6 protein-coding genes and 1 pseudogene are annotated in these 5,005 nt (G+C 67.5%); 5 read left to right on the top strand and 2 right to left on the bottom strand.

The features are described 5' to 3' along the window. Positions 1 to 142: 142 nt before the first annotated feature. On the bottom strand, positions 143 to 325 hold the full coding sequence (locus EFK10_RS05890) for a hypothetical protein (RefSeq protein ID WP_127354696.1): 183 nt from the start codon (positions 323 to 325) through the stop codon (positions 143 to 145). A 435-nt stretch (positions 326 to 760) separates the two neighbouring features. On the opposite strand from EFK10_RS05890, the gene EFK10_RS05885 reads away from it, so the two are divergent. Together EFK10_RS05885 and EFK10_RS05880 are read left to right on the top strand one after the other, a co-directional pair. Next, entirely contained in the window at positions 761 to 1,111 is a 351-nt protein-coding gene (locus EFK10_RS05885) for a hypothetical protein (RefSeq protein ID WP_127354695.1), read from the top strand. Between the two features lie 51 nt (positions 1,112 to 1,162). Further along, complete coding sequence (locus EFK10_RS05880) at positions 1,163 to 2,011, top strand: MurR/RpiR family transcriptional regulator (RefSeq protein WP_127354694.1); 849 nt, start codon at positions 1,163 to 1,165, stop codon at positions 2,009 to 2,011. A gap of 108 nt (positions 2,012 to 2,119) precedes the next feature. On the opposite strand, the pseudogene EFK10_RS05875 reads toward EFK10_RS05880, so the two are convergent. Continuing rightward, a pseudogene (locus EFK10_RS05875) lies at positions 2,120 to 2,880 on the bottom strand (IS6 family transposase). 147 nt (positions 2,881 to 3,027) lie between these two features. Between EFK10_RS05875 and EFK10_RS05870 the strand changes: the two are divergent. The 3 genes from EFK10_RS05870 (at position 3,028) to EFK10_RS05860 (ending at position 4,909) form a co-directional block, all read left to right on the top strand. After that, positions 3,028 to 3,417: a hypothetical protein gene (locus EFK10_RS05870; RefSeq protein WP_206305316.1), complete on the top strand. Its 390-nt coding sequence runs from the start codon at positions 3,028 to 3,030 to the stop codon at positions 3,415 to 3,417. Positions 3,418 to 3,838: 421 nt separating this feature from the next. Then, positions 3,839 to 4,687, top strand: coding sequence for a hypothetical protein (locus tag EFK10_RS05865; protein ID WP_127354693.1), 849 nt, complete (start codon positions 3,839 to 3,841; stop codon positions 4,685 to 4,687). A 42-nt stretch (positions 4,688 to 4,729) separates the two neighbouring features. After that, complete coding sequence (locus tag EFK10_RS05860) at positions 4,730 to 4,909, top strand: hypothetical protein (RefSeq protein WP_127354692.1); 180 nt, start codon at positions 4,730 to 4,732, stop codon at positions 4,907 to 4,909. Positions 4,910 to 5,005 lie beyond the last annotated feature (96 nt).

Here is a 5,005-nt window from a genome sequence, read left to right as displayed (position 1 = left end):
GCCCTCGCGGGCCAGCGAGGCGGCGATGGCGGCGCCGAGGCCGCCGCCGGCGCCCATCACGAGGGCGACACGATTGTTGATTCCGAGATCCATGGGTTCACTTCGTCCTGTTCAGTTGCCGACCTGCAGTGGGCTGGTCAGCTTAGGTAGCAGTGAGATGACGCCCGCTGCGGTGATGCCCCCCGTGGGCCAGGGTGTCGAAGTCGGGGCGACCGATCTCGAACTGGATGACCGGGTCGTCGGCGGCTCCGATCTCCTGTGCCGGTTCGACGTTCGCGGCCAGGCCGGCATGATCGATCGTGCCGTCGGAGTTCAGTGGCGTCACGAGGACGCCCTAAACGCCAGTCCAGAGCATCCGACTTCCCTTCGGCGTGACGGCTGTGGAGCCCGGGGGTGAGAAAGGTCGATGTGGCAGGAAGCCGGCCCAGAGGCAGCTCCGCGCTGACTTCCCAGGTGTTGGGCTTCCCTGGTGTCGGTGCAGATGGAGGACTTGACGTCGGCTCTCCTGGTGAAGGATCCTGCACGATGTTGGGATCATGATGCAAGAGGGAGTAGGTAAACGACATGTTTCATCAGGTTGTGAAGGACTCGATACGTTCGATGAGGACACCGTGCGCGTGATCGCCGCCAATTTCCGCTCTCCTCGCGAGAGCCTCGGCGACCTCCGGGCTCTGGTCGCACACTCGCCGCGAACCAGCTGGCGACCGGACGCCTCGGCGAATTGGCGGAATCCCTGGGTACGGACCAATTGATCCGCTACATGGACGAGCCCCTCGCGTCCGAACTGGGCTTTCAGCGCGTCGTGATCTCGCCGCATCCTTGGCGTGCTGTCGGCACTCGGGCTGCTGACGAGGAGATCGAACCGGTCAACTGGAAGGTGTCTGCGACGGCGACGACGCCGCGAGTGAACCGGACACCGGTGGCGGCGCCGGCGCAGGCGGCGGTGCCCGTGCGGGAGCAGGCGGTTCGGTACGTCGACGCCGCCGCTACGATCAGCACTCATCACCGTGACGACCGCGGGCCGCGTGGAACAACCGATCCACGGTCCCGCGATAGTCACGGAAATGGATGCGACGACCTTCGTCCCGCCTACATTCATGGCGACGGTTGACGTTTCCGGCAACCTGCATCCCGTACGCCGTGACGCCAGTGGAGAGAATCCGTGAGAGAACCGACGCTGTTGCTGCCGGAGCGGATACGCCTCAAGCACGACCAGCTCAGTCCGAGTCAGCGTGCACTGGCACGGTTCTGCCTCGAGAACCCGCAGGCCGCGAGCGAGCTGACCGCGATGCGGATCGCGGAGCAGGTCGGGGTCAGCGAGTCGACGGTGGTGCGGTTCGCGCTCCGGCTCGGCTACGACGGCTTCCCTCACATGCAGTCCGCCATCCGCGACTCCATCGAGCAGCGGCAGTTGCCGATACCCACCCGCCAACCCGGTCACGACGAAGATGTCGTGGCCAATTCACTCGCGGACGACCTCGACGCGCTGGGCGAATCGATTCGAAGCCTCGATACCCGCGAGCTGAGCATCGCCGTCGAGATGCTCGCGAACGCCCTAAAGATCTTCGTCGCCGGGTTCCGCAGCAGTTTCAGTCTCGCGCACCTCGCGGCGTTCCTCCTGCGCAAGGTTCACCCCAGCGTTGTGCTGCTCGACGACATGGGCGGGGTGCTGGACGACGACGCGGAGGATATGACTTCGGACGATGTCCTGCTGGTGTTCAGCTTCCCCCGTTACTCCCCGTTGGCGCGGCGCGTTTTTGACGTTGCGCATGGACGCGGCCTTGACATCATCGCGATCACCGACAGCGTTCTCTCGCCGTTCGCAGCGAAGGGCCATTGTCTGTTCGTCCGCCACGACACCCCCGCGTTCTTCAACTCCAACGTGGCGGCCACCGCCGTGGTCAACGCCATCGTCGTCGCGCTCACCGCCCGCCGGGATGCAGAGGAACCCGGATTCGAGCAACGGCTCGCCGACCGCTTCCACCACACGGAACTGAAAAGGGCCCCGTGACCACAGCCCAGAGCCGCCGGACGTCCATTGAGGGCGTTGTCAACTTGTCGGGATGGCGGGTTGGTTGAGGTGTGTGAGTCGTGGTGGGGCCGGGTGACTGGCCCTGGTTCAGGCCGTGGTGGGCAGGGTGGTGACGCCGGTGACGCGGTCCCAGATGGCGAAGCGGACGGTCATCTCGGCCCGGTACTCGGATGCGGCCATCAGATGACGTCGGGGCCGGAAATGGGGCGAGATCTGACTGAATGCGGCGAGGAACTTCTGGGCTGACCGGGGTGAGCGGAAGTACTTCATCGCGCGTTCGCGCTGGCGGGTGGGCTGATGCGAGTTCTCCGCCCGGTTGTTCAGCCCCTTGTGTGACCGGTGTTCCACCGAGCCCATCAGTTCCCGGTGAGCCGGCCCGTAGGAGCGGCACTTGTCGGTGACCAGCACCCGCGGTACCCGGCGCTGCTTCTTCATGAGCTTGGCCATGAACCGCTTCGCGGCCTTCGCGTCCCGCCGGGACTGGACCAGGATGTCCAGCACGTTGCCGTCCTGGTCCACCGCGCGCCACAGGTACTGCGCACCCCGTTGACCTTGATGAACACCTCATCGAGGTGCCATTTATCGCCGGCCTGCGGCCGGCGGCGGCGCAGGGCGGCCGCGTACTGCGGGCCGAACCGGTCGCACCACTGCCGGATCGTCTCGTGGGAGACGATGACCCCGCGGGCGAGCAGCAGCTCCTCGACCTCACGGAAGGACAGCAGGAAGCGGTGGTACAGCCACACCGCATGGGAGATGACCTCCGCCGGGAACCGGAACCCCCCTGTACGACGGCGACCCCGACTCCACCACAACCCCTCCCCGGGAAGATCAGCAAACCCGGCGATCATCCCAGACCCGAGACACCCTGCTCAACTTGACGACGCCCCGAGGACCTCGCCGCACACCACGGCCTGGTATCGGAGAACGATGAAGAGGTCCTGGCTATCATCGACACTCTGCTCGCGCACGCCGACGCCCCGTCATCGGCGGCGTGGTTGCTCGACGACGATGCCAGGGCCCTCACCGCCGGGCTGCGGCTCCTGGCCGCGCTGTCCGACGACCCGCAGACGCGTCCTCTTGCCGAGCCGCTGCTCGCCGATCCGCCCGTCGACGATCAACTGGCCGTGGTCGAGGTGTCGGCTGGTCTGGTCGTGCTGGTCAGCCTGGTGGCCTTTCTTCAGACGAAGGTGAGCCTGAAGGTGAAGCGCAAGACCTCCCGGGGCGAGATCAGCTTCGAGCTGACGAAGGAGCCCACGAAGGAGTCCACGTTGGTGCAGCTCGCCAACCTGTACCAGCACATCCTCGGCCCGGGCCCGACGTCCACGGCCGACCCGAGGTCCCTCGAACCGGGCCAGGCACCCACCGATCCGCCGAACGCCGCGTAGTCGCCTCGCTACCGGTGAGGCGGCGGGCGGTGGTGGTGACGGCGAACTCATGCTCGGCCAGGCGAAGCGGGCGACCTGATCGACCTCGCTCACCACGGTGGCAGGGGTGCACGGACGTCCGGTCTCGTTGAGGACCTGGCGGGTGTCGTTGTACATGGTGACGAGCACGCCCCGGCGTACTCCAGCTGGTCCGCCTCCAGGTGCGCGAGGTGCTCGACGATCGCGGCGCGGTCCCGTGCGGCGTAGGCCCGCATCAGGTCGAGTGCCGCCACCCCGTTTCGTTCATCCGGGGGTCGGTAAGGTCGGTCCTGGAAGTCCTTCATCGTGTCTCCGTGGGCGATCGGGCGGCGGAGTCCGCCGGAGTGCGGAGGCCGGGCACGGCGGCGGCCGTCCCCAGGCCATGGGCTACGACCCGGCATCCATGATCGCCGTGTACGCGGCCACGGGTGACGAGTGGGACGACACTCTCGCCGACTGCGAACGGCACATCCTGCCCCTGCTGCGCGAGCACCAGGTGCGCCTGGTCCAGGTCGCCAGGACAGGCCCGTTCGAGTCGGACGGGATCGTCGTCCTCGATGACAGCCGCTCCCCCACCCGGCTGCACAAGGCCGGTCCGTGGCGGCTGAGTGACGAGCTGCGCACCACGGGCACCGTGCCCATGGTGGCGCAGGGGCGTAGAACGTGTTCGATCAAGTTCAAGGAAAGCGTGATCGACAGATTTATCGCCGCTGACCTGCAAGGGCGCCCGTACCGGCACGTGCTCGGCTTCAACGCCGAGGAAGGGATGCGGGTGCTGCGGGACCAGACGTACACCCCGCTCACCCGCGCCCCGGAGTATCCGCTGATCGAATGGGGCTACGGCCGCGCCGAATGCCTCGCCCTGCTGCGCGAGAGGTTCGGCATCACCTGGCGCAAGTCCTACTGCGCGCAGTGCCCGTTCCCGGGGAACATCGGCGGCTTGCCCCAGCACCTGGAGCGCCTGCGGACCTTCCCGGAGCGGGCCGCCGAGGTGCTGATGCTGGAGCATTCCGCGCTCGCCCTGAACCCCAACAGCCGCCTGTTCGGCGCCACGACCCTGCACGGCCATGTGATGGCCGACCGCAACACCGAGGCGCTGACGGCGTTCCGGCGCGCCCAGGCCGCCGGCACCTGGTCGGTGTACCGGGTGCAGCGGATCATCTGGGCTGGCGGGGATGAGAACACCAAGGGTCCGGCCTGGCGGAGCGTCCGCACCGTGGGGGTGGCCGACACGCGCGCCGGGGCGGTGTAGTGGCTGCGTCAACTGGCGGCCGCGCGGGGCGGCGAGGTGGAGGTGGACGAGTACCGCATCCCGCGCTCGTGGGTGGTGCGCGGTGGTGGCAGCTATCCGGTGCGGGAGTGGTTCGACGTCGTCGCGCCGACGATGGCCCGGGACAAGGTGCGGCCAGGCTTCGCCGGGGCGTGGCGGACGCTGGGCCTGGGGGCGGAGCAGCTGGCGATGGCCTGGCCGTGATCGAGAGCCCGCGTTTACCCAGATGGGGCAAGAGCCGGCGGCGTCGAGGTAGACACCCCACCCCCACGCGTGTATTATTATGACTGTCGGTTGCGA

Source organism: Streptomyces soli, from assembly GCF_003999195.1.
GTDB classification, from domain to species: domain Bacteria; phylum Actinomycetota; class Actinomycetes; order Streptomycetales; family Streptomycetaceae; genus Actinacidiphila; species Actinacidiphila soli.
Note: the sequence above shows the minus strand (reverse complement) of the source record. Positions and strands in the feature narration are given on the sequence as shown.